Annotated in this window: 24 protein-coding genes; 9 read left to right on the top strand and 15 right to left on the bottom strand. The window is 26.5% G+C overall.

Annotated elements, in window-relative coordinates; translation table 11 throughout:
* Nucleotides 1-18: 18 nt before the first annotated feature.
* The 13 genes from rnhB to rpsB form a co-directional block, all read right to left on the bottom strand.
* Nucleotides 19-618, bottom strand: a complete 600-nt coding sequence (gene rnhB / locus CRV10_RS02300; RefSeq protein WP_136130207.1) for a ribonuclease HII — start codon at nucleotides 616-618, stop codon at nucleotides 19-21.
* Between the two features lie 114 nt (nucleotides 619-732).
* Nucleotides 733-1500: an acyl-ACP--UDP-N-acetylglucosamine O-acyltransferase gene (lpxA, locus tag CRV10_RS02295; RefSeq protein WP_136130206.1), complete on the bottom strand. Its 768-nt coding sequence runs from the start codon at nucleotides 1498-1500 to the stop codon at nucleotides 733-735.
* Nucleotides 1501-1530: 30 nt separating this feature from the next.
* Nucleotides 1531-1977, bottom strand: a complete 447-nt coding sequence (gene fabZ / locus CRV10_RS02290; protein WP_136130205.1) for a 3-hydroxyacyl-ACP dehydratase FabZ — start codon at nucleotides 1975-1977, stop codon at nucleotides 1531-1533.
* Between the two features lie 189 nt (nucleotides 1978-2166).
* A complete protein-coding gene (locus CRV10_RS02285; RefSeq protein WP_136130204.1) occupies nucleotides 2167-2664 on the bottom strand; it encodes an OmpH family outer membrane protein in 498 nt (165 codons plus the stop codon).
* Between the two features lie 104 nt (nucleotides 2665-2768).
* Nucleotides 2769-5168: an outer membrane protein assembly factor BamA gene (gene bamA / locus CRV10_RS02280; RefSeq protein ID WP_136130203.1), complete on the bottom strand. Its 2400-nt coding sequence runs from the start codon at nucleotides 5166-5168 to the stop codon at nucleotides 2769-2771.
* Between the two features lie 44 nt (nucleotides 5169-5212).
* Complete coding sequence (gene rseP / locus CRV10_RS02275) at nucleotides 5213-6565, bottom strand: RIP metalloprotease RseP (RefSeq protein WP_136130202.1); 1353 nt, start codon at nucleotides 6563-6565, stop codon at nucleotides 5213-5215.
* A gap of 13 nt (nucleotides 6566-6578) precedes the next feature.
* Nucleotides 6579-7463 (bottom strand): phosphatidate cytidylyltransferase, encoded by an 885-nt coding sequence (locus CRV10_RS02270; RefSeq protein ID WP_241971814.1) that lies wholly within the window; start codon nucleotides 7461-7463, stop codon nucleotides 6579-6581.
* Nucleotides 7456-8217 (bottom strand): polyprenyl diphosphate synthase, encoded by a 762-nt coding sequence (gene uppS / locus CRV10_RS02265; protein WP_136130201.1) that lies wholly within the window; start codon nucleotides 8215-8217, stop codon nucleotides 7456-7458. The genes CRV10_RS02270 and uppS overlap by 8 nt, the downstream gene beginning before the upstream one ends.
* Before the next feature lie 113 nt (nucleotides 8218-8330).
* Entirely contained in the window at nucleotides 8331-9524 is a 1194-nt protein-coding gene (gene ispC / locus CRV10_RS02260) for a 1-deoxy-D-xylulose-5-phosphate reductoisomerase (RefSeq protein WP_136130200.1), read from the bottom strand.
* Between the two features lie 72 nt (nucleotides 9525-9596).
* The gene (gene frr, locus CRV10_RS02255; protein WP_136130199.1) at nucleotides 9597-10154 is read right to left on the bottom strand and encodes a ribosome recycling factor; all 558 of its coding nucleotides are present in this window, start codon (nucleotides 10152-10154) and stop codon (nucleotides 9597-9599) included.
* A gap of 108 nt (nucleotides 10155-10262) precedes the next feature.
* Nucleotides 10263-10982, bottom strand: a complete 720-nt coding sequence (pyrH, locus tag CRV10_RS02250) for a UMP kinase (protein WP_136130198.1) — start codon at nucleotides 10980-10982, stop codon at nucleotides 10263-10265.
* Between the two features lie 212 nt (nucleotides 10983-11194).
* A complete protein-coding gene (gene tsf, locus CRV10_RS02245; protein WP_136130197.1) occupies nucleotides 11195-11992 on the bottom strand; it encodes a translation elongation factor Ts in 798 nt (265 codons plus the stop codon).
* 116 nt (nucleotides 11993-12108) lie between these two features.
* Complete coding sequence (gene rpsB, locus CRV10_RS02240) at nucleotides 12109-12828, bottom strand: 30S ribosomal protein S2 (RefSeq protein WP_136130196.1); 720 nt, start codon at nucleotides 12826-12828, stop codon at nucleotides 12109-12111.
* Between the two features lie 300 nt (nucleotides 12829-13128).
* On the opposite strand from rpsB, the gene map reads away from it, so the two are divergent.
* Together map and dapD are read left to right on the top strand one after the other, a co-directional pair.
* Nucleotides 13129-13917: a type I methionyl aminopeptidase gene (gene map, locus CRV10_RS02235; RefSeq protein ID WP_136130195.1), complete on the top strand. Its 789-nt coding sequence runs from the start codon at nucleotides 13129-13131 to the stop codon at nucleotides 13915-13917.
* 295 nt (nucleotides 13918-14212) lie between these two features.
* A complete protein-coding gene (gene dapD / locus CRV10_RS02230) occupies nucleotides 14213-15034 on the top strand; it encodes a 2,3,4,5-tetrahydropyridine-2,6-dicarboxylate N-succinyltransferase (protein ID WP_136130194.1) in 822 nt (273 codons plus the stop codon).
* Nucleotides 15035-15116: 82 nt separating this feature from the next.
* Here dapD and CRV10_RS02225 read toward each other — a convergent pair whose 3' ends face one another.
* Entirely contained in the window at nucleotides 15117-16532 is a 1416-nt protein-coding gene (locus tag CRV10_RS02225; RefSeq protein WP_136130193.1) for a Do family serine endopeptidase, read from the bottom strand.
* A gap of 517 nt (nucleotides 16533-17049) precedes the next feature.
* Between CRV10_RS02225 and mtnN the strand changes: the two genes are divergently transcribed.
* Complete coding sequence (mtnN, locus tag CRV10_RS02220; RefSeq protein WP_136130192.1) at nucleotides 17050-17751, top strand: 5'-methylthioadenosine/S-adenosylhomocysteine nucleosidase; 702 nt, start codon at nucleotides 17050-17052, stop codon at nucleotides 17749-17751.
* Nucleotides 17752-17802: 51 nt separating this feature from the next.
* On the opposite strand, the gene erpA is transcribed toward mtnN, so the two are convergent.
* A complete protein-coding gene (gene erpA, locus CRV10_RS02215) occupies nucleotides 17803-18147 on the bottom strand; it encodes an iron-sulfur cluster insertion protein ErpA (protein ID WP_136130191.1) in 345 nt (114 codons plus the stop codon).
* A 212-nt stretch (nucleotides 18148-18359) separates the two neighbouring features.
* Here erpA and hemL point away from each other — a divergent pair, with 212 nt between their 5' ends.
* From hemL to panC, 6 genes are all read left to right on the top strand, one after another.
* Nucleotides 18360-19643, top strand: a complete 1284-nt coding sequence (gene hemL, locus CRV10_RS02210) for a glutamate-1-semialdehyde 2,1-aminomutase (protein ID WP_136130216.1) — start codon at nucleotides 18360-18362, stop codon at nucleotides 19641-19643.
* 416 nt (nucleotides 19644-20059) lie between these two features.
* Nucleotides 20060-20515: an RNA polymerase-binding protein DksA gene (dksA, locus tag CRV10_RS02205; RefSeq protein WP_136130190.1), complete on the top strand. Its 456-nt coding sequence runs from the start codon at nucleotides 20060-20062 to the stop codon at nucleotides 20513-20515.
* A 320-nt stretch (nucleotides 20516-20835) separates the two neighbouring features.
* Nucleotides 20836-22125, top strand: coding sequence for a polynucleotide adenylyltransferase PcnB (pcnB, locus tag CRV10_RS02200; RefSeq protein WP_136130189.1), 1290 nt, complete (start codon nucleotides 20836-20838; stop codon nucleotides 22123-22125).
* 13 nt (nucleotides 22126-22138) lie between these two features.
* Nucleotides 22139-22624 (top strand): 2-amino-4-hydroxy-6-hydroxymethyldihydropteridine diphosphokinase, encoded by a 486-nt coding sequence (gene folK / locus CRV10_RS02195; protein ID WP_136130188.1) that lies wholly within the window; start codon nucleotides 22139-22141, stop codon nucleotides 22622-22624.
* Between the two features lie 64 nt (nucleotides 22625-22688).
* Complete coding sequence (gene panB, locus CRV10_RS02190) at nucleotides 22689-23480, top strand: 3-methyl-2-oxobutanoate hydroxymethyltransferase (protein WP_136130187.1); 792 nt, start codon at nucleotides 22689-22691, stop codon at nucleotides 23478-23480.
* Between the two features lie 16 nt (nucleotides 23481-23496).
* Nucleotides 23497-24354 carry a pantoate--beta-alanine ligase gene (gene panC / locus CRV10_RS02185; protein ID WP_136130186.1) on the top strand — a complete coding sequence of 286 codons (858 nt, stop codon included), beginning with the start codon at nucleotides 23497-23499 and terminating at the stop codon, nucleotides 24352-24354.
* Nucleotides 24355-24369: the final 15 nt, after the last annotated feature.

Raw genomic sequence — 24369 nt, 5'->3', positions numbered from 1 at the left:
ATTAACATATTAATGTAATTAAATATTTCCTTGATCAAAAAGGGTTTTAAAAACTGGTGTGAAACTATGTCGATGATATGGTGTAGTACCATATTTTTTTAAATTATTAATATGAAGTGAAGTAGGATAACCTTTATGCTGTGCAAAACCATATTGGGGATATAATGAATCTAATTTAATCATCTCATTATCACGTGTTACCTTAGCTATAATGGATGCAGCGCTAATTTCATCAACTAAACAATCGCCTTTAATAATTGCTTTTATTGGTATTGATATTTTTGGACAATGCTTACCATCTACTAAAACATAATCAGGTACGATAGATAAATTATTCACTGCTCGTTCCATTGCTAACATTGTAGCATGAAAAATATTCATTCTATCTATTTCTTCTGCTTCAGCAAAACCTATACTCCAAGATAAAGATTCTTTTATAACTTTATCATAAAGTACGGTTCGTTTTTTTTTAGATAATTTTTTTGAATCGCATAATCCTATTATAGGTTCATTGGGTTTAAATATTACAGCTGAAGCCATCACTCTACCTACTAATGCTCCCCGTCCTACTTCATCTACCCCAGCAATTAATTTAATATTACAATATTTATCAGACATTATTATATACACTTACATATAAATTTTACATTGTATCAATAAAATTGGTTGTAATCACATATTATATATTTTTCAATTAAGCTCTTTTATGTATAAGTTTTATTTTATATAAAATTAACGAATTAACCCTCTATTTAATTTTTTAAAAAAATCGTAAAAAGGTTTTATTTCTATATATTCTTCAGCTAAAATTTTTATTTTTGGTTTAATTTCATTTAAAGTTTTACCACTACGATAAACTAAATTATAAGCATGTCTAATAGCATAAATAGATCTTTTAGGAAAATCATGACGTTTTAATCCCTTGATATTAATACCTAACGGTATTGCATGATTTCCATGTGCCATAACATAAGGAGGAATATCTTTCACAACTCCTGAACAACCTCCAATCATAACATGTGCTCCAATTGTGCATTTTTGGTGAATTGCTGTCATACCTCCTACGATAGCAAAATCATCAACTTTAACATGACCACCTAGAGTTGCATTATTAGCAAAAATACAATGATTTCCAATTATACAATCGTGTGCAATATGTGTATTGACCATTAGTAAGTTATTATGACCTATAATTGTTTTATTACCTCCTTGTGCTGTACCACAGTGAATTGTAACCCCCTCTCTTATGCAATTATAATCTCCTATATCAACATAGGTAGGTCCGCTAGAATATTTTAAACTTTGATTAACATCACCTATTGAAGAAAATTGATAAATTTGATTATATTTACCTATTTTGGTATGACCAGTGAGTACAATATGTGATTTTAAAATTGTTCCTTCACCAATTTTAACATGTGATCCAATAAAACAAAACGGTCCTATACAAACTTTAGGACCAATAATAGCACCTTTTTCAATAATAGAATGAATATGCATATGATAAAATATCAATTAAAATTATTTTTGTTAATTACGAGCACATATCATAGTAGCTTCACAAACTGTTTTTTTATTAACAGTACTTATACCTCTAAACTTAGTAATACCACAACGAGTTTTTTCTATTGAAACTTTTATTATCATTTGATCTCCTGGTATGACTGGATGTTTAAAACGAGCCTTTTCTATACCAGCAAAATAATACAACTCATTAGATTTCAATTTACCAGTGCTTTTAAAAGCTAAAATACAAGTAGCTTGAGCCATTGATTCTAAAATTAAAACTCCTGGAAAAATAAATTTACCAGGAAAATGACCTTGAAAAAATGGTTCATTAACAGAAACATTTTTTATAGCACATAGGTATTTATGCTTTTTAAATTCTATGACACGGTCAATTAATAAAAAAGGATAGCGATGTGGCAGTACTCCTAAAATATCTTCAATTTCCAGAGTATTAATGTCAATAGTCAAAATAATTTCCTGCGTAAATCACTAAATCATAAATCTAATACATTAATTAAAATAAGAATTTTTAATTTTCTATAATAAAAATTATATTAAACTTTATTCAATTAGTAATAGTACTAAATTTATGATTTTATTAAATACAAGAAAAAATATAAATACTTAAAAGTAAATATTTTAACTTAAATAAACTTGCTATTTAATGTTTTTTAACACCTCCACAGTAATATCTTTTATACTTGATGTATAAATAGTAGCTTTAGAATCTATAACTAAATTAAGACTATATTTTCTTGCTATTTTTATTATTGAAGTTTGAATTTTATTTAATACCTTATTACGTTCTTCTATTTGACGACGGTTTTTATCTTGTTCAAAAATTTGAACTTTAATTGAAAAACTATTACGTTGTTTAATAATATAATTTTCAAGATCTTGTTTTTCGCTTAACTTCATAATTGATTTGTTGCGTTCTAGTGTATTTATTTTATTTTGTAAATCATTTTTTTGGAACTGCAGTTTATTTTCACGATCTCTAAATTCATTTTCTATTCTTTTAAGAATAGAAGTTTTTTGTGGTAACTTTTGTAATAAATCATATAGATTGATAATAGCAATCTTAGAATCAGCTTGTAAATAGTTTGAAAATATAAGGATAACACTTAAATAAGATAAGTATAAAAATTTTTTCATAACAATTACCTTTTACTTGAATATCAATCAAGTTATCATAAAATGTTTTCTAACATTAATTAAAAAAATCGCAATATAATTATTCCCATTTAAATAAGTTAATATCACCACGTTTTACCAACATAGAATTGGAAATTTTCTAATTTATCTCCATCATATTTTTTCATCGGTATTGAATAAGAAAAGACTAAGGGACCAAATGGTGATTTCCATTGTACAGAAAGTCCAGTTGACATTCTAATATTCATAGGAGAATTATAATTTGGTAATCCTTGAATAGGTATTCCCTTAGCTGTTGTATCCCACATGGTGTCCCATACATTGCCAAAATCAAAAAATAATGATGTACGAACCGAATTATAATATTTTGTACTTAAATATGGAATTGGAAAAATCAATTCAATACTTCCAGTAAACATTGCATTTCCACCTATCGTATCATTTGATAACAGGCATTTTTTATCTTGAACACAAAGGGGATATGCTTGACTTTTTAAGTGAACAGATTTTGGACCAATAGTATTACTTTGAAATCCTCTTATATTGTTTATACCATCTGTAAAAAAATTTTCATAAAATGGTAATTCAGGTTGTTCTATACCTCTACCATATCCTAAATGTCCACGTGCTAATAATATCCAGTTTTGATTCCTGATAGGTATATATTGACTACTATCTAATGAAAATTTAACGAATTGATTTTGTAATCCTAAAATTATAATTTTACTACTTAAATTAGTATAATTACCATTAGAAGGAAAAATATTTTGATTTAATGTATTATATGTGAATCCATAATTCATATTAAAATCATTTGATACAAAATTATTTTGTTTAAACAAATCGATTTTTTTAACTGATTTTAAATAACGATATATAGATATTTGAGGATTAATTTGATAAATGTTATTACGAGTATAACCTAAACCAAAAGACAATGTACTGTCTGTACTTATTGGAAAACCTATGGTACCATCTACACCGTAACTTATATTATTATAACCATAAGATATTTTATTATTTGATTCTAATCTATTATAAAAAATTTGATTAGTGAGAGTAACACCATCTAATGTAAAAAATGGATTGCTAAATAATAATTCATATTGGTGACGTCCATTATCTTTAGTAGCATTTATGTTAAAAATATTTCCAGTACCGAATAAATTAATTTGATGTATATTAATATGAAAATTTAGGCTTTTTGTTTTACTTAATCCTAAACCAAATCTAATATTTCCGGTTTTATGTTCTTGTACTTTATAAATTAAATCAATTTGATCAGAACGTGATCTTAAAAGCTTTTGTTGTAATTGAACTGTTTCAAAATAACCAGTTTTTCTTAAAAGATTTGTACTTTGATTAGTAAGATTAGCATTGAACCAAGAACCTTCCATTTGAGTTAATACACGCCGTAATACAATATCTTTTGATATATTATTACCTTGGAAATTTATACTATGTACATAGTAACGTTTACCTATTTCAGTATTAAAATACAGGTAAACTTTCTTATTTAAATCATCTATTTTATATTTAGTAGTTATAATTGGATATGCATAACCATTGTTAGTAACAAAGTTTTTAATGCTATATTTTACTTGTTTTATATGATGAATACTATAAATATCACCAATAGGCATTTTTATTAGACTTTTAAATTTTTTTAAATAATCATTTGATTTACAGTTTAAATCTACTCCTGAAATTTTATATTGGTTTCCTTCGCTAATATTTATAGTAATATAAATGCCCTTTTTATCTGGTGTTAAACCTAATGTAGTAGATTTTATTTTAAAACGTAAATAACCATTTTCAAGATAAAAATTACGTAATTTTATAAGATCATTTTCTAATTTTTGTTTTTCATATCTACTGTTTTTTAGTATATTCCACCAGGATATTTTGTCATGTGACTGAAATAGAGATATTAACTTATTATAAGTAAATTTATTGTTACCAATGATGTTAATTTGATGAATTTGAGTAAAAACACCTTCATCAAACAGAAATTTTAAATCTACACAGTTATTAGGTAAAGGGGTAATAACTGTTTTCATACGAAAATTGTATTTACCTACATTGAAATAAAATTCCTCAAATGATTTTTTTAAGGAAAAAATTAGAGATTCATTTAAGATTTTACCAATAAATATATTAGAATGTTCTAGAGTATTTTCTATTTTTTCTGTTTTAATTATATCATTACCTTTAATAGTAATCTTAGATATAACAGGTAGTTCTTTAACATTAATAATTAATGAGCTGCCTTTTTGAATAACCTTAATGTCTTGAAACATTTCTGTCGAGTACAAGGATTTGATTATATTTTTAATTCCATTACTATCAATCTCATCACCAATTTTTACTGGTAATATAGATAATATTACATTGGAAGAGATTCTTTGAAGTCCTTTAAGATTAATGTTAGTTATTTTATCCGATCCATAAACATTAATAGTGATAAATAATAAAAAAGTTAAAAACAATTTTTTTATTGACATTTTTATTAAACATTTTCCTTAATATATTGTAAGATTAATTATATTTAATTTCTCATAAAATTAGAAAAATCATTAGACAATGCAAATATTATTAAAATCATTAAAATGCTAAAACCTACCCAAGATAAAATATTTTGAATCTGATCAGCTAATGGCTTTCCTTGTATTTTTTCTAATAGCAAAAATAATAAGTGTCCACCATCTAACATAGGCAAAGGAAATAGGTTAAAAATACTGAGATTAATACTGATTAAACATAAAAATAGTAAATAATATATTATACCAGCTTTAGCAGATAAACTTGCTCCTTTAGCAATTGCAATTGGACCATTTAAATGATTTATCTGCAAATTACCACTAATCAAGCTAAATATTGAACAAGTAATTAATTTTATTATTTGCCAAGTTTTTATAATTGCTTTACTAAATGCATTAAATACATTATATTTTTGTACTAATATATAGTTTTTAGGATATATAATTTTAGGAGTTAAGAATAAAATACTGTTATTATGAACTATTTTATCTGATTTGGTCTTTAATTTTATAGTTCTATTATTACGATTAATTTCTAACTGAAGATCTTTATTATTGTTGCTAGATATTTTAATGGTGTCCAAAAAATATTGGGTATTAAATAATAATTGATTGTTTAATTTTGTTATTATATCTCCTTGTTTTAGAGAGTTTGCATTTGTTTTTATACCATTGTTTATTTTAGTAACAATAAAATTTATCTTAGGATATAATGGAATAATTCCAAGTAATATTAATGGATCTTTAACATGTACATCAAAATTTATTGTTTTTAAATTTATTTCTTTTTTATAGGTGATATTTTTATCAGTGTTTACTAGCGTCAATATAATACTATTATTTTTCATCTTAGATATCAATGCTGTACGTATGATATTCCAATCAGGAGTTTCAATATTATCGATTTTTTTAATTTCCATTCCCGGTTGAATATTTAACTTTTCTGCAATTGATTCTTCTACAACTTTACCAATAACCGGTAAAAAAGATATTGTCCCTTTAATAAAAACAATTGAATATAAAAAAACAGCTAATATTAAATTAGCAAGTGAACCTGCTAATACAATAACAGTTCTTTGCCAAATCGATTTCCTATTAAAAGCTTTATTTATTAAATTGACTGGAACATGATCAGTACGTTCATCAAGCATTTTAATATATCCACCAAAAGGAACTAGAGCAATCACAAATTCAGTATCATATATACTACACTTAAATATTGATTTACCAAAACCAATAGAAAAGCGATTAACTTTAACACCATAAAAACGTGCAGCGCAAAAATGTCCAAGCTCATGTACCGTAACTAGTATACTAAAAGTTAATACAAAAACTGCAATATTCCAGATCATATTTAACATAATTAAATAATCCTCAAAAATATTTAATAGAAGTAGTCATAAACAAACCAAACACTGGAATGACTGTAGTCAAACTATCTATTCGATCAAGAAGACCACCATGACCTGGAATTATATTACTGCTATCTTTAAGACCTATTTCTCGTTTCAGCATACTTTCTGTAAGATCGCCTAGAAGAGAAGCAAAGGTTATTATAGTAGAAAAAATTATCAAAGATTTTTTTGAAAGATCTATTAATTTAAAATTAGAAAATAAAAAAACTATCAAGAATGAAACTACTAAGCTACAAAAAAATCCTTCCCATGTTTTATTAGGTGAGATTACAGGGGATAATTTATTTTTACCAAATGTTTGTCCAAAAAAATATGCACTAGAATCAATACTCCATACTAAACACATGATAAATAAAATATACCAAGATCCGGTAAATTTATTTTCATTATAATGTAAGTATCTAAATACAGATAAAATGTAAAAAAGAGGAATCAGAGTAAAAACACCAAATGCAATACGAGTCAAACAAGAATTTTTCCAAAAAATAGAGGATCTAGGGTAAGTTAATACTAAAAATAATGCTAATATCCACCAGCTGATGGAAATCATTAATAATGAAATCACTAATAATGAATGTAAATTACAATTATAAATTTTAAAAAAAAACATTAATGTCAGTAATATTAGACCAAATAATATAGCAATTAGTATACGATTGTACCATAAAACAACACCAGATAATTTACTCCACTCCCAAGCTGCAATTGTACATATCAATATAGATATTATCTCAAAATTTAGAGGAGATAATAAAAATACTGCAAAAATTACAAAAATAATTAAAATTATTGCAGTAAAAAGACGATTATTTATCACAAATATCCCTTGTTTTTTTTTATTCATTTGGTAGAATTCTACCATAACGTCGATCTCTGAGATTAAATGACTTTAAGGCAATATCAAAAGCATTTTCATCAAAATCAGGCCAAAGAATATTAGTAAAATAAAATTCAGCATAAGCAATTTGCCACAACAAAAAGTTACTGATTCTATATTCTCCACCAGTCCTGATCAATAGATCTACCGACGATGATTCTTGTGTAGAAAGATTAGATATTAGATCATCCTCAGTTATCTGATTAGGACATAATAATCTTTTATGCACTTGTTGTGCTATTTTTTTTACACTTTCTAGTATATCCCACCGTCCATCGTAATTAGCTGCTATATTAAGTATCAACTGATCATTATTTTTTGTTAACATCTCAGAATATTTAATAAGATCCTGAATGTTATCATTAAAACAACTTATATCTCCGATGACACGTAACTTAATATCATGTTTGTGAAGATTTTTCACTTCAATTTCTAAAGCTGACATAAATAAATCTAATAAAGAAATTACTTCTTGTTCTGGACGCTTCCAATTATCTCTACTAAAAGCATAAAGTGTTAAAATTTTTATCTTGCGTTTTAAAGCAAAATAAATAGCTCGTTTTACTGATTCAATACCAGCTTTATGACCATGAATACGTAATTTCCCTTTATTCGTAGCCCAACGACCATTACCATCCATAATAATTGCTACATGATATGGATTATTTTCTTTTATAATATCAATTTCACTATTAATATCAATTTCAATATCACAAGACATGTTAAATATAAATTATTTAATAATACCGTATAAAAATATGCATATGGTAAATATAACATTCTCGATTAATGCAATCAAATATTATCTTAAGGAGCAAGAAGTATTAATAATTATTAATGAAATAACAACAACATGTTTTTTGCAACATTGCGAGCTATACGATCAATTTCAAGTACAGCTTCTAAAGAATCTGGTTCTTCACAAGAAAATGATGTTAAAACTGCTTTATTCAATGATGCAATATCGGTAAATCGAATTTTATGATTTAAGAATGCTGTAACAGCTATCTCATTAGCAGCATTAAGCACTGTAGTTGCTGCTTGTCCATCTTTAGAGGCATCTATCATCAATTTTAAGCAGGGATAACGGATATAGTCTGGTTCTATAAATGTAAATGTAGAAATGTTGGCAAAATTCAGGGGTGCTGTGCCTGTATTAATTCTATTAGGCCAAGCCATAGTATTAGCAATTGGTATACGCATATCAGGAATACCTAATTGAGCTAAAACACTACCATCACAATACCTTACCATAGAATGAATAATTGATTGAGGGTGTAATATTAGTTCTATTTGAGTTGCATTAGCATTAAACAGCCATTTTGCTTCTACATATTCAAGTCCTTTGTTCATCATCGTAGCCGAATCGACAGAAATTTTACGACCCATAGACCAATTTGGATGTAAACAGGCTTGATTTGGAGAAATTTTATTTAAATCTTTTAAATCTGTATTTAGAAAAGGTCCCCCTGATCCTGTAAGAATAATTGATTCAATACCGTTCTCTTTTAAATCGGCATATCCTAAATGATTTTGGACAGAAAATGGTAAAATTTGAAAAATTGCATTATGCTCACTATCAACTGGTAATAATTTTGCATTATATTGCTTTACTGCTTCCATAAAGATACGACCACAAGTGACAAGAGATTCCTTATTTGCAAGTAACACAGTTTTACCCGCACAAATTGCTGAAAGTGTCGGTAATAATCCTGATGTTCCAACAATAGCAGCCATAACCTGGTCTACTTCATTAAGTCTAGCTAACTCGCATGCTACTTGAGTTCCTGATAAAACTTCAGTTTTTACCTTAAGATCTCTTAATTTTTTACGTACTCCTTCAGCTGCTCCTTCATTAGCCATCGCAGCATAACGAGGTTGAAAAATTTCACATTGTTGAACCATTAATTCAATATTTTGATTGGCAACTAATGCCGTAACTTCGTAAAGTTCTGGATTAACACGAATCACTTCTAATGTATTAACGCCAACAGATCCTGTTGAACCTAACAAAGTTAGTCGTTTCATAACATTATCCATATAAATTATAACAACGACAGTAGTCGTTGTATAGTTTTAAAATATAATATATTATGAAATTTAAAATTTCATTAATTCATTTTCTTTATTTATAAGAAAATCATCTATTCTAACAATACAACTATGGGTTATTTTTTGAATTAATTCTTGTGTATAATACTCTTGATCTTCAGTTATTTTTTTTTCCTTTGACATTACCTTAAGTTTATCTTTAGTCTCTCTTCTGATGTTACGTATTGATATACGGCTCTGTTCTGCTGTATTTCTTATAACTTTGATTAATTCTTTTCTACGTTCTTCATTTAGTACAGGTATCGGAACATAAATGACTTTACCATCTGTAAAAGGATTTAAACCAAGCTCAGAATTTTTAATTGTATTCTCAATCAAAGAAACAATTGAAAAATCAAATACATTTATTTTTAATGTGCGTGAATTTTCTACCGTTATAGTTGCTAGTTGACTAATAGGTATTATTGTATCGTAATATTTTACTTTAATATTATCAAGTAAAGTAGTTGAAGCACGTCCGGTTCGTATTTTATTGATATTTTTTTTAAATAATTCAATACATTTATTCATACGTACTTCAATATCTTTTATTATCTCATTAGTCATTTGATAAAATCCTTGTATCGTAATGAATTAATGTGTATTTTACTGGAAAATGATATCAAATTCTTTGAATGAACTATTTTATATTATTTATTATACAATCATTAATTGTTAATTTTTAATTATAGTACCTTCCTTTTGTCCTGTTAATATACAGCGTAAAGCACCGATTTTATTTATATTAAATACATGAATTGGCAAGTTATGGACACTTGCTAATGTAAAAGCAGTAAGATCCATAATTTTCAATTTTTGACTTAGTACTTGAGAATAAGTTAATTTATCATATAAAACAGCGTCCATGTTATGGTTCGGATCAGATGAGTAAACACCATCTACTTTAGTAGCTTTTAATACTACATCTGCTGAAATTTCAATACCACGTAAACAAGCTGCAGAATCAGTAGTAAATAAAGGATTCCCAATACCTGCAGAAAATATTACTACATAATTTTTACTCAAAAGACCAATTGCTTCTGACCAATTATAATCTTCACAAACACCAGTTAAAGGAATAGCTGACATTAAACAAGTGTTTATATAAGCACGATGCAATGAATCACGCAATGCTAAACCATTCATTACAGTTGCCAGCATTCCCATATGGTCACCAACTACCCTGCTCATTCCTAATTTAGCTAAACTTTCTCCTCGGAATAAATTCCCTCCACCAACAACAATAGCAACTTGTATACTTAATTCAACCAATTCTTTTATATCTTGTGCTAGACGATCAAGAAAACATGCATCAATACCAAAATTTTCGTTTCCTTGTAATGCTTCACCGCTTAATTTTAAAAGAACACGATTATAAACAGTATTTACATTCATGGTCAACATTCCTGAAATGATTATATAAAGGAAATATAAAATCTGACCTATTATTAGTTTTAATTACCTATTGTTAATTTTTAATATTATCAAGTTTAAGATATAATAATAAAAATGATACAATTTTAGGTAATTTGATAAATAAAAAATGATTTAAAATAAGAAAACTAAAAATTATTCAGTGCTTTATATTAAATTTTAGTTTGATATTGTTACGTTTGCTCGCCTACTTCAAAACGTATGAATTCTATGATATCAGCATTTTGTTCTCGTAAAATTTGACTAACAGTTTTACTTGGATCTATTACAAATACTTGGCCAGTCAGAGATATTGAATTTATAAATTTCCCCATACGACCTTCTACTATTTGTTTTGCAATCGCTAAAGATTTACTCGATTTAACTGCAATTGCCATCTGAATTTCACGTTCTTTAATAAGAATGTTTTCGGGTATATTATCAGGTTTAATGAATAAAGGCTTGCTAGCTGCAATATGCATTGCAATGTTTTTAAGTAGTAATTTGTCAATATTTAAACCAGAAACTAATACTCCAATACGATTTCTATGTAAATATAAACTTAATGTATTTCCTTTTAATATTCCTAAGCGATTAATTTGAATATTTTCACCTAATTGAGCTACTAATGCAATTCTATCTTCTTCAAACTGTGTTCTTAAATTAATAAGATCAATTGTTGGATTCACTTTCAGTGCATTTATTAATTTATCAGTAAAATTTAAAAAACAAATATTTTGTGTTACAAAGTCAGTTTCACAATTTATTTCTAATATCACACCGTGATCATCGAAAATATTAACTCTAATTATACCATTAATTGCAACATTATTTACTTTTTTTAATGCTTTAATGGCATTAGACTTACGCATATTTTCTATAGCTAAATTTATATTTCCATTTGCTTCAATTAGTGCTTTTTTGCACTCCATTATGCCTACACCAGTACATTCACGTAGTTTTTTAATTAGTGCAGCATTAATGTCAACCATTTCAAATCCTCTATTAACTTTATTGAAATTTCATCTTATAAAAATAAAATGTGTTTTTGATATAATATGCATAATTGAACCAAAAATAATCTGATAATATAATTTATGCTATTTTATTATATCAGTGATCTGGTTTGAGCATTATTTATATTATCTTGATATCGGCTTTCATCTATAGCTTTTACAATAGTACTTAAATATAGATTAACAGCTCGCATAGCATCATCATTACCAGGAATAACAAAATCAATACCATCTGGATTAGAATTAGTATCAACTATAGCAAATACCGGAATGCCCATATTGTTTGCTTCTTTTATTGCAATATTTTCCTTGTTAGCATCAATAACAAATAAAGCATCTGGTAAACCACCCATGTTTTTAATACCACCCAAACTATTTTCTAATTTAGATAACTTACGTTTACGTAATAAGGCCTCTTTTTTAGTAAGTTTATTAAGCGTACCATCTTGAGATTGTATTTCAAGTTCTTTTAAATGTTTAATAGATTGACGAACGGTTTTCCAGTTAGTTAGCATACCTCCCAACCAATGATGATTAACAAAAAACTGTTCGCACTTTATTGCAGATTCTTTTATTGATTCACTGGCAGCACGTTTAGTACCTACAAATAAAATTTTACCTTTACGAGAAGAAATTTTACTTAATTCAATAATCGCCTTATTGAACATAGGTAAAGTTTTTTCAAGATCAATGATATGAATTCTATTACTAGAACCATATATGAAAGGCTTCATTTTTGGATTCCAATAACGGGTTTGATGACCAAAGTGAACACCAGCTTTAAGCATATTACGCATGGAAACAGTTACCATGAACACCTCTAAATTTATCAAAGTTATATCTGCATAATTATAATGAAAGAGCTATTAATATGCGTTTTATTAATAACTGCTATATTTTATAAAATTAAAATATTATTATTATATTACTAGATTAAATTTTATGACATAATCGAAACATATACCACATATCGAAACATATACCACATATATTAAACAAATGTTAAGAAATTATTAATTAGATATACTTTTTACATTTATTTAATAGATGAATTTTAACATAAAAACATTATTATTGTTAGATCAAAATTTTATATTTTTTGGATTAATATAATGTCTATTATACTAAAAACTAATACAGAAATAGAAAAAATACGCATTGCTTGTAAATTAGCTGCTGAGGTGTTAGAAATGATAGAGCAATATATAATACCGGGAGTAACAACAGGTAAATTAGATAAAATATGTCATGAATACATGGTTAACGAACAGCATGCAATTCCTGCTTGTCTTGGATACAAAGGCTTTCCAAAATCAACGTGTATATCTGTTAATGAAGTAGTATGTCACGGTATTCCTAATGATTATTATCAATTAAAAGATGGAGATATTGTTAATATTGATGTGACAGTTATTAAAGACTCGTATTATGGAGATACATCTAAAATGTTTATAGTTGGAAAACCAACTACTCAAGGTGAGCATCTATGTAAGATTGCTCAAGAAAGTCTGTACTTGTCGTTAAGTGTTATTAAACCGGGAGTTTATATAAATAAGATTGGTAATATTATTCAAAAATATGTAGAAGAAAACGGTTTCTCTATTGTGCGTGATTATTGTGGTCACGGTATAGGAAAAAGTTTTCATGAAGAACCACAGATTCTCCATTACATGGTACAAAACAATAGATTATTATTAAAAAAAGATATGATTTTTACTGTTGAACCAATGGTTAATATTGGAAATAGTCATGTATATACTATGTCAGATGGTTGGACTGTAAAAACTAGAGATCAAAGCCTATCAGCACAATATGAGCATACAATTTTAGTCACTAATGATGGATGTGAAATTTTAACATTGCGAAAAGATGATACAATTTCATCGATTTTAATTAATTAGCAATAATTAATTAAAATTATATATCATGATAAACAATATAATCTTATTTTTAGAGTATAAATATATATGTTATTTGCATTTTTTAAATGAATAAAGATATTAATTATTATATATTATTCATATATTGGATGTAATAGTTTTTCCACATTACAGATATATGACATTCAATAGTAATATTTTATTCGCATCAATTATATATATAAATATATTAATTAATCATAGGGATCAAATTGAATAATTTTTCTTATAAATATAAGATGTCATTAAGTTATTAAAATTATAGATTGGAAAATCAATGCAATACTTAAAAAATGTTATTGAATATGCTTTTGAAAAAAAAAATGATATTAATACAGAAATTAACAATCAAGAAATAAGTAATGCTGTAAATCAAACCATAAATTTACTAGATAATGGTATGCTGCGAGTTGCTGAAAAAAAAAATGGCATTTGGATTACTCATGATTGGATAAAAAAAGCAATATTACTTTTTTTTCGGATAACTGATAATAATGTAATATATGGTTCTGAAACAAATTATTATGACAAAATAAGTATGAAATTTTTTGATTGGAGCGCCTCAGATTTTAAAAAATCAGGCATAAGACTTGCTCCACCTGCATCTGTAAGAAAAGGTGCATATATAGAACAAAATACTATAATAATGCCTTCCTACATAAATATAGGTGCTTTTATTGATAGTGGTACTATGATCGATACTTGGGCTACTGTCGGTTCTTGTGCACAAATAGGAAAACAAGTACATCTTTCAGGAGGAGTAGGAATCGGTGGTGTTTTAGAACCATTACAATCTAATCCAACTATAATTGAAGATTACTGTTTTATTGGAGCAAGATCTGAAATTGTTGAAGGTGTAATAGTTGAAGAAGGATCAGTAATATCAATGGGTGTGTATATAGGTCAAAGTACTAAAATTTATAATCGTATGACTAGAGAAATAAGCTACGGTCGCATACCAGCTGGTTCTGTAGTTGTTGCAGGCAATTTACCTTCAAACGATAAGCAATATAGTTTGTATTGTGCTATAATAGTTAAGCAAGTGGATTATAAAACTCGTAAAAAAACGAGTATTAATGAAATACTACGATTTCAATAAAATTGTGTTTTAAATGTATTCAATCAAATTTAAAATACTATTTTCACACCAGGAGTCCTGGTGTGAGCATATTGAACTTTATTTAAAATAAATATATATTTTTATTTGCTCTGTGTATATAAAAAGCTAGAAATGAAGGTTTGTTATCTAAAATTCTACGTAAATCACCTAAATTTTTAACTTCTTGATTATTTAAACCTATAATAATATCTCCTTCTTGTAAACCAATGTTTGCTGCTGCACTTCCTGATACAACATGTTCTACATAAACTCCACTATCATAAGACTCACCATTAGTTAAACTGGCACCTTCAATCTTATTAGAAATGATCGAAGAATCTAAAAAAGTGAAATCAATTTTTTCTAATTTAACTGATAAATTAATATATTTATTACTTCTTGATAAACTTAATTTAATTATACTTCCAATAGGCAATAATCCTATTTTATTATACATTGATGCAAGATTATCAACCGGATCATTATTAATGAATGTGATTACATCACCTGCTTCAATACCAACTTCAGCAGCAGTTGAATTATGTAGAACACGATTAATAAGAATGCCGAAGTTATATTTAAGATTCATAGCCTTTGCAATTTTTGAATCAATATCGGTTCCTAAAATACCTAATTCAATATGTTTTACTTGACCATAATCTATTATCTGTTTTATAACTTCTTTAACTGTATTACTAGGAATCGCAAATCCTATTCCTGTATTACCTCCATCAGGAGTAAAAATTGCAGTATTGATACCAATTAATTCTCCTTTTAAATTCACTAAAGCACCTCCAGAATTACCACGGTTAATTGCCGCATCTGTCTGTATAAAATTTTGATAGTTATTATCATTGATACCATTACGTTTCAGTCCAGAAACTATGCCATAAGTTGCAGATTCTCCTAGTCCATAAGGATTACCAATTGCTATTGTATAATCTCCTATACGCAATTTATCAGAATCAGCAATTTTCATAACTGTTAATTTTTTTACATTTTGTAATTGAAGTAAAGCAATATCCGATTTTATATCCTGTCCGATTAATTTTGCATAATAATGACGATTATCACTTAATTTTACTTCAATTTTACTCGCATCATTTACTACATGATTATTTGTGACTATATAACCTTTTTCAGAATTAATTATCACTCCTGAACCTAAAATTTTAAATATTTTTTGGTGATAATTTTTTATATCATCATACTGATGTTTATCTTTTTGGATTATAGGTGATTTTTTTTGACTAAATCTAATTAATGAAGTATTATATGGATTTTTTTGCTGATCATTTATTTGAGGAATATCACTATTATTTAAATTTATACTGCCTTCTGCAATTATACTAACTACTGCGGGCATGATTTTTTTTAGCACTGGTGATAAAGTAAAAAATTTTTGTGTACTAGAACTTGCTTCTACTGTAGTAATATTATTAATTAATATAATAACATTAAGTACTAATGCTTTTAATATTAACAATGATTTTTTCATGATATTAAAATCTCTCAAAATTAAATTTTAGAATATTGCATTACCTAATAGTGAGATAATTAATTTTAATACAAAATTATTTCATGAAATTTTGATTTTGTTAATCAAATCACTAAATAATGCATTAAAATTAATAGATAAATTAATCATTTAGCTATAATATTTAAAAAAATAATATTTATTATTAATTAATAATTTATCTGCTATATATTAAATAAAATTCTAATATACTAGAATTCATGAAATAAGTTTTGTAGTGCATAAAATTTGTTTTTTTACAAAAAAATCAATATTAGATTTCTATTAATTTGATCAAGTATCAAAAAACTGAAAATTCAACTTTAATATTTAATTGAAATTTAAGAATAGTTTTAATAATACATAAAATTATACATTAAAAATCTGTAATTTATTATATTTATTAAAATATAATGTAAAAAAGCATTTTACTGATTAAATAAGTGCAATAATTATTGAATAGATTTCACGTAATTTTATTAATCTAAAGAGATTCTGTATGAAAATAGGTATTATAGGTGCTATGAAAGAAGAAATTCAACTTATACTTAATATGATCGAAAAGTGTAAATCTTATTCAATTAGTGGATGTAAAATTTATTTAGGCTATTTTAAAAATATTAAAATATTTCTTCTGGAATCGGGTATTGGAAAAACTATAGCTGCATTAAAAACTACATTATTAATAAATTTTTTCAAACCAAATATAATTGTAAATATAGGTACAGCTGGAAGTCTTTCTTTAGATTTAAAAGTAGGAGATATTGTAATATCCGATGAGGTTTGTTATCACGATGTAGACATGACTGTTTTTGGTTATAGTTTAGGACAGGTAAGTGGTTTTCCTGCTAAATTTTCAGCAGATAAAAATTTAATTAATCAAGCAGAAATTTGTATTAAACAATTAAATTTTAATGCAAAAAAAGGTCTTATAATTAGTGGAGATACATTTATAAGTAACATTAAATCTTTTACACGTGTTCGCAAACTGTTTCCACAAGCAATTGCTGTTGACATGGAAGCAACGGCTATTGCTCAAGTTTGTTATCAATATCAACTACCGTTTGTAGTTATACGTTCTATTTCTGATATTGTAAACGGTCAGTCCTATTTAAGTTTTAAAAAACATTTAAAAAGTAGTTCTGCAAAATGTTGTATTATGATAAATAAATTCATAACAAATCTATCTTTAGGCAGGTGATAAATCAAACAAGTATACTTACTATATAAAATCATAATTTTAACGAATACTTTAAATGCTAAAAGACGAACCGCAGCTACAAGTTATTTTAGCATTGGGATTTATCACTGTAAAACGTGAAGCTTCTAAATTTTCTTTGTAATCTATTAAACTTCCATTTAAATATTGTATGCTTATAGGATCAATAATAACTGCTATACCATTTTTTTTAATAATTATATCTTCTTCATTTTTTTTATCATCTAAAATAAAACCATATTGAAACCCACTACATCCTCCACCTGTTATATAAATACGTAATTTTAATAATTTATTGTTTTCTTGATTTATTATGTATTTCAATTTATTTATTGCAGTATCGGTAAATCTTAAGGATATTGATGAATTTATATTCATAATTTAATTCCAATGAAATATTTAAATTAAAAAATATTTTTCAATCAACTGATTTTTTAATATAATTAAAATCAAGATATCAAGTATATTGTAAATCTATGATATAAATTATTCAATTGTTATATTTTATATATATGAGTAAGCTATTATATAGAATAAGTTAAGGTACTTTAAATATTTTTATGGTCTATAATAATTTTATTATTAACGAAATTAATAATTCTCAGAAGCTCTTTTCTGTTGCAAAATCTTTTATTCCAGGAGGAGTTAATTCTCCAGTAAGATCTTTTAATGCTGTAGGAGGAACTCCTTTTTTTGTACAAAAAGCTCAAGGTGCTTATTTATACGATATAAATGATAATTGTTACATCGATTATGTGGGTTCCTGGGGAGCTATGATAGTAGGGCATAATAACGATTATATTCGTGAATCAATTATAGAAGTAGTAAAAAATGGTTTAAGTTTTGGAACTCCTACAAAAATAGAAGTACTTATAGCTCAATTACTTTGTAATTTAATACAAAGTATTGATATGATACGTATGGTCAATTCTGGCACTGAGGCTACGATGAGTGCTATTCGTTTAGCAAGAGGATTTACTAAACGTAACAAAATTATCATATTTAGAGGCTGTTATCATGGTCATGTTGATTACTTATTAGTGGGTGATCATGATTATTCAATAAATAGTCAAACCTATCCAAGTTCATCAGGAGTCCCACATGACTTTGTAAAAGATACTGTTGTTTGTGAATATAATGATTTAAGTTCAGTACGAAATATATTCACAAAACATCCGAATGATATTGCTGCAATAATAGTTGAACCAGTAGCTGGTAATATGAACTGTATTTTACCACAACCATATTTTTTAGAAGGACTACGAAATTTATGTGATGAATTTAATGCATTATTAATTGCTGATGAAGTTATGACTGGTTTTCGAATAGCTTTAGGAGGTGTTCAAGAATATTACAATATAAGACCAGACATTACTTGTTTAGGTAAAATAATAGGTGGAGGGATGTCTGTCGGAGCTTTCGGAGGAAGTAAGAAAATTATGAGTAAATTGGCTCCTATTGGAGATGTATACCAAGCTGGAACATTTTCTGGTAACCCAGTTATTATGAATGCAGGATATAATTGTTTAGTTCAAATTATGAAACCGTATACGTATGAAAGATTAAATGATTTAACTACAAAATTAATTTTAGGTTTGCGCAGTGCAGCAGCAAGAAATGATATACCCTTAGTAATTAATCATATTGGAGGTATGTTTGGTTTATTTTTTACTGAATATAACAACGTAACTTGTTATTCTGATGTTAAAAGATGTGATATTAGAACATTTAAAAAATTTTTTCATTTAATGTTAAACAAGGGAATATATTTTAGTCCATCTCCTTTTGAAACAAATTTTATGTCATTAGCACACACCTTGGAAGATATTCAAAAAACTATAGACATCGCTGATATTTGTTTTTCTAAACTTTAGAATTATCATTAATTTATTAATTATAATTTTTGATAATGTAATATTTTTATTGATGAATTCTATCATAATAAATAGTTTTGATAATTAACAAATTTAATTTTTTATTTTATGTTGTTTTTATTAAATTTAAATAATAAATTATTAGTAATATTTTTAGTGTAAATATTGGTTATGTTAACTTAATATTGATCTCAATTAAGTTCATTTGATTGATATTTAAAATTAAAATAATTAATAATTTTATACTTTCTACTATAATTAAATTTAAAAATCATTTTTGTAAACATTTAATATTAAACATTAGTTAATATTAGCTTATTTCTGTATTGATAGAATTCCATATTAAAGATATTTTATGATAAAAATATTATTTCTCTAATATAAAATATTTTTTTATTGTTCTTTAGGAGAAAAACATGCAAGAAGATAAAAAACGCAAAATCTCATCTCTAAGTATTCTTGCGATAGCTGGGGTTAAAACTTATCAAGAAAAAGCAAATGAAAAATATATGAATGCAAATCAATTGGATCATTTTCGTAAGATTTTACAAGCATGGCGTAATCAGTTACAAAAAGAAATTAACCGCACTTTAATTCACATGCAAGATGAAGCTTCTAATTTCCCTGATCCTATTGATCGAGCTTCACAAGAAGAAGAGTTTAGCTTAGAGTTACGTACTAGAGATAGAGAACATAAATTAATAAAAAAAATAGATAAAACATTGAAAAAAATAGAAGAGGATGATTTTGGTTATTGCGAATCTTGTGGGATTGAAATAGGAATTCGTCGTTTAGAAGCACGACCAACTGCTGATCTATGCATTGATTGTAAAACAATAGCAGAAATTCGTGAAAAACAAATGTCAGGTTAAGATAATTAATCAAGATTTATATGAATAAGCAAGGATTAATATATGCTTGTTAAGCAATATAATGTGATTATTTTTATTGATTTTCAATTTATATCAATAATTTGAAACTGTATTTATAAAAATTGATCTAATTTACTAAAAATTACTAAATTAATTATAATTATCAAAAAAACAAAACCATTTTGATTTTTGATGTTTCTAATACTAAACAATATATAATGTATTATTATAAATAAAAAATCTGTGATGATCTTAATCATAAATTATAACAATTTTATTATTAAAACAAGGAGGTACCAATAAAGGTTTAAAATATTATCATGATAATGATTCCTCATATAGCAAAGACAATATCTCGTAAAAATATTAGTAAAAATGCCCTTAAGGTATTATATAGACTTAATAAAGCCGGTTATGAAGCTTATTTAGTAGGTGGTGGTGTGCGTGATTTACTATTAGGACAAAAACCAAAGGATTTTGATATAACCACTAACGCTACACCAGAACAAATGATAAGATTATTTCGTAACTGTCGTTTAGTTGGCAGAAGATTTATACTAGCTCACATAGTTTTTGGTTCAGAAATAATTGAAGTAGCTACTTTTAGAGGTGATAATTTAATAGAGGAATATAAAGATCATTATAAAAAATTACAGTTTAATAATAATGGTATGTTATTAAATGATAATATATTCGGTAAAATTGAAGACGATGCATATCGTAGAGACATAACCATTAACAGTCTTTATTATAGCATGACGGATTTAAGTGTGCGTGATTATGTAGGAGGATTAAGTGATCTTAAAAAGGGTATTATTAGGCTAATTGGAGATCCAGAGACACGTTATCGTGAAGATCCCGTTCGTATGTTACGTGTAACACGATTTGCTGCAAAACTAAACATGAGTATTGCTCCAGAAACTGCTGAACCGATACCCAGACTGGCTTTATTATTACATAATATCCCACCATCAAGACTATTTGAAGAATCTCTTAAACTATTTCAAACTGGTTATAGTTATCTGACTTATTGTAAATTATGTGAATACAAATTATTTCAATTATTATTTCCAACATTAGCAAATAACTTTACTATAGGAGGTGATAGTATAATAGAACGTATGTTAATTCAAATATTTAAAAACACAGATAACAGAATAAAAAATCATATGCGTGTTAACCCTGTATTTCTGTTTGCTGCAATGTTTTGGTATCCTCAACTCAAATCTGCAGATATCATAGCTCAAAAAAATTCTAATTCTTTAACCTATTATGATGCTTTTTTAATTGCAATAAACTCTACTTTAGAAGAAGCATGTCAAGTATTAGCAATTCCCAAACGTATTACTGCTTTAGTTAAAGATATTTGGAAACTACAACTATATATGTCAAGTATATATGGTAAAAAAGCTAAAAAACTAATATTACATCCAAAATTTAGGGTAGCTTATGATTTACTAATATTACGTGCTAAAGTAGAAAAAAATCCAGAATTAATAAAGCTTAGTAAAAATTTGAATCAACATCAAACATCATTATTAAAACAAAAAAGTACTATTATTACTAAAATCAGTAATACTACTTTTTTATGTGGAAATAATATTATATAAATAATTAAAACACATGACCATAACTTATCTTGCTTTAGGAAGTAATCTTAATAATCCGTTAAATCAAATTAAAACAGCTTTAACATGTTTGGATGCTATTCCAAACACAAAGCGTATCAAAACTTCTAAAATTTATCTTTCACCACCTTATGGATTACAAAATCAGCCAGACTATCTTAATATAGTTGTATCATTAGACACTAAACTGTCAGTAGATAATTTATTTAAATTCACACAAAAAATTGAGTTACAACAGGGTCGTGTTCGTGAAATTGAGCATTGGGGACCCCGTACTTTAGATATTGACATTATTTTATTTGGTAATTTAATAATTAAGACTAATAGTTTAATTATACCACATTACGATCTGACAAATCGTGTTTTTATGTTACTACCATTGATCCAGATAGCTCCAAATATCATACTGCCTAATGGAAAATCTGTTAAAACAATTCTCACCAAGCTTGATACTAGTAATATCAAAATATGGCAACCATAACTGATTATTAATTTTTGAAATTTACTATTAAATTGCATCATTATTTTATAACATTGAGAACATAATGAAATATACTAAAATTTCACACTTAAACAAATTAAAAAAAGCGGGGAAAAAATTTGCTGCTTTAACTGCATATGATTTTAGTTTTGCTAAATTATTTTTTAATGAAGGTATACAAGTTTTGTTAGTAGGGGATTCCTTAGGTATGACTATTAAAGGTCATAATTCAACTATTCCTGTAACGATAGATGATATTTGTTATCATACTTCTGCAGTACATAGTGGTGTACCTTATGCATTATTAATAGCTGATATGCCTTTTATGAGCTACTCTACTCCACAACAATCTTTTAAAAATGCTGCTAAATTGATGCGTATGGGAGCTAATCTAGTAAAACTAGAAGGGGGTTTATGGGTTACTGAAACAATACGTATGCTTACTGAACGTTCAGTAGCAGTTTGTGGTCATATAGGTCTCACACCTCAATCAATAAATATTTTAAGTAGTTACAAACTACAAGGCTGCGGTAAAGAAAATGCTAATATTATACTTAATAATGCAAAAGCAATTGAATCTGCAGGAGCACAATTATTAGTTGTGGAATGCATACCAAGTACACTAGCACAAATTATTACTAATACACTGAAAATCCCTGTAATAGGTATTGGTGCGGGAAATAGTACAGATGGCCAAATATTGGTAATGCATGATATTTTAGGTATTACTGATGGATGTATTCCAAAATTTGCTAAAAATTTCTTATCTGAAACAGGAGATATTCGTTCAGCTGTTCGCCAGTATATTAATGAAGTAGAATCTGGATCTTATCCAACGATAAAAAATTGTTTTTAGGAATAAATGAAATATAATGTTTATTATTAAAGATATATCTCAGTTAAATGATCAAATCAAGCATTGGAAAAAGAAAAATAAAATTATTTCGTTAGTACCTACCATGGGTAACATACATGATGGACATTTAAAATTAGTTAGAGAAGCACGTAAGAACAGTGATATATTGGTGGTATCTATATTTATTAATCCCATGCAATTCGATAATGATAATGATTTATTAAATTATCCACGTACTCTAAGTGAAGATTATAAAAAATTAAAAAAAAATTTAGTTAATATTGTTTTTGTTCCAAAAATAATTGAAATATATCCAAATGGACTCAAACATCAAACATTTGTCCAAGTACCCATATTATCTTCTATGTTAGAAGGTATCAATCGTCCTTATCATTTTCAAGGAGTAACAACTATAGTCAGTAAATTATTTAATTTAGTGCAACCAAATATTGCTTATTTTGGTGAAAAAGATTTTCAACAACTGGTAATTATCCGTAAAATGGTCATTGATATGAATTTTGATATCATCATTGTTGGTGTTCCTACTGTGCGAAATGCAGATGGTTTAGCACTAAGTTCGCGTAATATACATTTAAATGAAAAGGAACTTAAAAAAGCAACATATTTAAATAAAGTAATAGATTATATCGCTAACAAGTTAATTAATGATTTTAAATTTAATACTATTCACACTATTGATAAAGCCAATAAAATACTAATACATTATGGGTTAAAACCAGATGGTTTAGCTATTTGTGATGAATTTACGTTACAAACGTTAACATTAAAGAGAAAAAGCAAGAATGTAGTTATACTGGCAGCAGCTAAAATTGGTAATACAAGACTAATAGACTGTAAAAAATTTATATTATAAATATTTATACAAAAT

The organism is Candidatus Pantoea edessiphila (assembly GCF_002933355.1).
Lineage (GTDB): Bacteria > Pseudomonadota > Gammaproteobacteria > Enterobacterales > Enterobacteriaceae > Pantoea_C > Pantoea_C edessiphila.
The sequence above is the reverse complement of the archived record's forward strand: the minus strand, read 5'-3'. Positions and strand labels throughout refer to the sequence as shown.

Excerpts from the sequence above, each read along its gene's own strand:
- rnhB (WP_136130207.1), bottom strand. The coding sequence starts at position 618 with ATGTCTGATAAATATTGTAATATTAAATTAATTGCTGGGGTAGATGAA.
- lpxA (WP_136130206.1), bottom strand. The coding sequence starts at position 1,500 with ATGCATATTCATTCTATTATTGAAAAAGGTGCTATTATTGGTCCTAAA.
- CRV10_RS02285 (WP_136130204.1), bottom strand. The coding sequence starts at position 2,664 with ATGAAAAAATTTTTATACTTATCTTATTTAAGTGTTATCCTTATATTT.
- bamA (WP_136130203.1), bottom strand. The coding sequence starts at position 5,168 with ATGTCAATAAAAAAATTGTTTTTAACTTTTTTATTATTTATCACTATT.
- rseP (WP_136130202.1), bottom strand. The coding sequence starts at position 6,565 with ATGTTAAATATGATCTGGAATATTGCAGTTTTTGTATTAACTTTTAGT.
- CRV10_RS02270 (WP_241971814.1), bottom strand. The coding sequence starts at position 7,463 with ATGAATAAAAAAAAACAAGGGATATTTGTGATAAATAATCGTCTTTTT.
- uppS (WP_136130201.1), bottom strand. The coding sequence starts at position 8,217 with ATGTCTTGTGATATTGAAATTGATATTAATAGTGAAATTGATATTATA.
- ispC (WP_136130200.1), bottom strand. The coding sequence starts at position 9,524 with ATGAAACGACTAACTTTGTTAGGTTCAACAGGATCTGTTGGCGTTAAT.
- frr (WP_136130199.1), bottom strand. The coding sequence starts at position 10,154 with ATGACTAATGAGATAATAAAAGATATTGAAGTACGTATGAATAAATGT.
- pyrH (WP_136130198.1), bottom strand. The coding sequence starts at position 10,982 with ATGAATGTAAATACTGTTTATAATCGTGTTCTTTTAAAATTAAGCGGT.
- tsf (WP_136130197.1), bottom strand. The coding sequence starts at position 11,992 with ATGGTTGACATTAATGCTGCACTAATTAAAAAACTACGTGAATGTACT.
- rpsB (WP_136130196.1), bottom strand. The coding sequence starts at position 12,828 with ATGGTAACTGTTTCCATGCGTAATATGCTTAAAGCTGGTGTTCACTTT.
- map (WP_136130195.1), top strand. The coding sequence starts at position 13,129 with ATGTCTATTATACTAAAAACTAATACAGAAATAGAAAAAATACGCATT.
- dapD (WP_136130194.1), top strand. The coding sequence starts at position 14,213 with ATGCAATACTTAAAAAATGTTATTGAATATGCTTTTGAAAAAAAAAAT.
- CRV10_RS02225 (WP_136130193.1), bottom strand. The coding sequence starts at position 16,532 with ATGAAAAAATCATTGTTAATATTAAAAGCATTAGTACTTAATGTTATT.
- mtnN (WP_136130192.1), top strand. The coding sequence starts at position 17,050 with ATGAAAATAGGTATTATAGGTGCTATGAAAGAAGAAATTCAACTTATA.
- erpA (WP_136130191.1), bottom strand. The coding sequence starts at position 18,147 with ATGAATATAAATTCATCAATATCCTTAAGATTTACCGATACTGCAATA.
- dksA (WP_136130190.1), top strand. The coding sequence starts at position 20,060 with ATGCAAGAAGATAAAAAACGCAAAATCTCATCTCTAAGTATTCTTGCG.
- pcnB (WP_136130189.1), top strand. The coding sequence starts at position 20,836 with ATGATAATGATTCCTCATATAGCAAAGACAATATCTCGTAAAAATATT.
- folK (WP_136130188.1), top strand. The coding sequence starts at position 22,139 with ATGACCATAACTTATCTTGCTTTAGGAAGTAATCTTAATAATCCGTTA.
- panB (WP_136130187.1), top strand. The coding sequence starts at position 22,689 with ATGAAATATACTAAAATTTCACACTTAAACAAATTAAAAAAAGCGGGG.
- panC (WP_136130186.1), top strand. The coding sequence starts at position 23,497 with ATGTTTATTATTAAAGATATATCTCAGTTAAATGATCAAATCAAGCAT.